Origin of the sequence: Actinomyces ruminis (genome assembly GCF_002154335.2) — a bacterium.
Classification (GTDB): Bacteria; Actinomycetota; Actinomycetes; order Actinomycetales; family Actinomycetaceae; genus Actinomyces; species Actinomyces ruminis.
In genome coordinates this window covers 1-2813 of the sequence record NZ_MTPX02000090.1, presented here as the reverse complement: position 1 = coordinate 2813, position 2813 = coordinate 1, and the positions used below count along the sequence as shown (strand labels likewise).

Here is a 2813-nt window from a genome sequence, read left to right as displayed (position 1 = left end):
GCCGTAATCGGGATACTCAGACTCGATATACGACCGGATACCACCCCAGTTGCCATGCACCGAATACTCTTCCTCCGCCTGGTCGGAGTCAATCCACTCGGCAACCTCCGCACCCGTCCGATCCTGCTCATACCAGCACACCGGATGCACCGTGGCGGTCACCGACTGCGACCACACCGAACCACCACCAGAACCAGCCGACCCATCCGCCGCCGCCGACGTCGACTCCGCATACACCGTCATCGTCACCGAACCATCCCCACCAGACGACACCGAACCAGACGACAAACCAGAACCAGTGGGTGTGCCTCGAAGCCTTTGCGCCCATGCATTCGGTGCGATCACAGAAGAGGCGAAAACAGAAAGGACGACCACACCTGTTACCGCTACTCGGATTTTGCGTATCATTGTTCACGCCACACATTCGTTGGTCGATAGCGTTGTCTCATCCGACTCTTTCCAGGCCCCATCCTCGTAGATCATGGTTATAAGCACCTCATAGCGGCCTTGGAGTGTCTCTGGGTCACTGACATCATTCCCGTCAGCGTCGTACGCCACGAGGTCCGAGTGGTCACCACATATCAATACCTGAGCCTTTCGCATGTCGAATGCAAACACCTGATTCACCGAAACGCGGACTACTCCCTCCGTACGCTCGCCCCCTAACTGCTCGTAACCTTCCTTTAAGACCTGATACTCCTCCGCGGTCATGAGAGGTTCGGCGTTCTCGACACCGGTGCCGGTGAACCAGATGTTCCAGGTGACTTGGTCGTAGTTGACGAAGGCCTTGAGGATCTCGGTCTGCTGCTCGTCCAGGTCCTCCGGGATGGAGGTAACCACGTAGCGGTCGGTGGACAGCGACTCCGCAGTCACCACACCAGCCGCCTCCGCAGAAGCCGCAGCGACGCAGACGCCTCCGCGGCAGCCGCCGACTCCGACGCCTCCGCCGACGCCGCAGCCTCCGGATCATAAGTAGGGATATCCAGACTGCCCTCATCCGAACCCGACGAACACGCGGCGAGGGGTGTGCAGGTCAGCAGGAGGGCCAGCAGGCCTGCTGTTAGGCGGTGTTGGCGGGTTCTGCGTGTGTGGGGCGTGGTTCGCATGCTGGTGGTCTCTCTTGGTGGCAAGGCGGTGGAGCCGGTGGTGCTGGTCGTCTGGGTTAGTCAGATTGTCAGTTGGTGGGTGTGGGTGAGGGTAGGGGTGTGGGGTAGGCGTAGTAGGGGCGGGCCTCTTCCATGGTTTTACCGAGTCCGGGGATGGGCTGGTCCTGGCACAGCCAGGGGAGGGCCGATTGGGTCAGGGCGATGAGGTTTTCTCGCATGTCCCCGGCCATGACCGAGGCATGGTCGATGCTCAGGGCCAGGTAGTGGTCCCCGCAGGTGTAGATGGTGTTTCCGTAGTCGGTTTCGGCGCCGGGGCTGGAGGTGTGCGCCTCACCCTCCCCGTCAACGCCATCGAAGGTAAAGGCTGACACCTCCGGCCCCCAAGACAGGAGCGGTTCGTCTGATGGCTGCCTGTCGTCGAAGATGTACCAGAACGCGGAGTAGAAGACCATTCTGTCCCGGCCCGGATAATAAACATGGCATTCGGAGGGTGTGGTTTTGTTTTTGTCTGAGGTGGTGATGGTGATGTTGGGGCCGAACATGGCGTACAGGGCCGTGTCGGGGATGCCGGGGCAGGTGTATTTCTCGTTCTCGCCGGTGGGGGCGGTGGTTGGGACTACCGCGGTAGCCGGGGCCGCGGAGGGCGAGGCTTGGTTGCTGCCGGGGATTAGCCCGCAGGCGGCTAGTGTCAGGCACGCGGTCGTCAGTGCGGCCAGTGTGGCGGTGCTTACTGGGAGATGGCGCCGCTGGGCGGCTGCGGGTGTGCGCCTGTGGTGCTTGCCTTGGTGGTTGGCGGGTGTTGGTGGCATGGCTTGGTTTTCTCCGCTGGTGGTTGTGGCGTGGCGCCAGCTGTGGCGTGGCGCTGTTAGCCTCGTCGTCCGCGTCGTTCTTGCCCTCTCCCCATGTGTGGCTGGGCGCGGTGCTGCTGTCGGGGTTGGTGGTGCCCCAGCCTTCCTTGAACCCGTCTTTTCTGGTTTCGGTGAGGTCGAGGTCGGGGTTGGTGGGGCTGTAGAGGTTGTTGCCGACCTCGGACAGGCCGATGCCGGTGTTGGGGTCGGCCAGCTGCTCGGGTGTCATGTTCTGGGTGAGGTTGTTGCCATCCGGGTCGATGATGATGTCCAGGGCATATCCGGAGTTGTCGGCGCGCTGGAGGGTGGCTTTAAGGTCCTCAGGGGTGTACAAGCCGGAGTTGAGCAGGGCCAGGGTGAGCTGGCGGTTGTTGGCGGCAGCCGCAGTACTCTCGATCTCCTCGGCCTGGTTGCGTGCCTGGTAGGCGTTGTCGGTGCCGAAGGGCTCACCCAGGTCGACGCCGACGGACAGCACTGACCCAGCCACGGGCTAGGAGTCGAACCACACATCAATAAACAATCCTCTCTAAACTCATCCAGTCCAGTAACGGTGACTGTCCGGCTGCCTTCTTATCGCCTGCCCAAGAAATCCTAAGGTTGTTTGGTGGGCTGGGTGTTGATCACCTGGATCTCCGCCACCGGGATCGTGGTGGTCGTGGAGGTGGTGTGGGTGTCCATGGTGCCGGTGGCGCCGTCGGTGGCGGTGTAGGTGATCGCGTAGGACACCTTCACATCCACCGGCGTCACGGCATCCTTAAAGTGCGCACTAGACCGGTCGAACACGATCTTGCAGTCCGTACCCTTCGAATCATTCTCCTCACTCCAGGGGATACCGAACCCAGTACACGTGGCCGTCCCA

Annotated in this window: 2 protein-coding genes and 3 pseudogenes; all 5 read right to left on the bottom strand. The window is 61.7% G+C overall.

Features of this window, described 5'->3' with window-relative positions:
- Nucleotides 1-408: pseudogene (locus BW737_RS15820) on the bottom strand (hypothetical protein); the annotation flags it as partial.
- A gap of 3 nt (nucleotides 409-411) precedes the next feature.
- Nucleotides 412-876: a hypothetical protein gene (locus BW737_RS15360; protein ID WP_086616105.1), complete on the bottom strand. Its 465-nt coding sequence runs from the start codon at nucleotides 874-876 to the stop codon at nucleotides 412-414.
- Between the two features lie 298 nt (nucleotides 877-1174).
- A complete protein-coding gene (locus BW737_RS19100) occupies nucleotides 1175-1915 on the bottom strand; it encodes a hypothetical protein (RefSeq protein WP_257210931.1) in 741 nt (246 codons plus the stop codon).
- A gap of 181 nt (nucleotides 1916-2096) precedes the next feature.
- Nucleotides 2097-2429, bottom strand: a pseudogene (locus BW737_RS20180) (DUF6571 family protein); the annotation flags it as partial.
- A 116-nt stretch (nucleotides 2430-2545) separates the two neighbouring features.
- Nucleotides 2546-2813, bottom strand: a pseudogene (locus BW737_RS17130) (hypothetical protein); the annotation flags it as partial.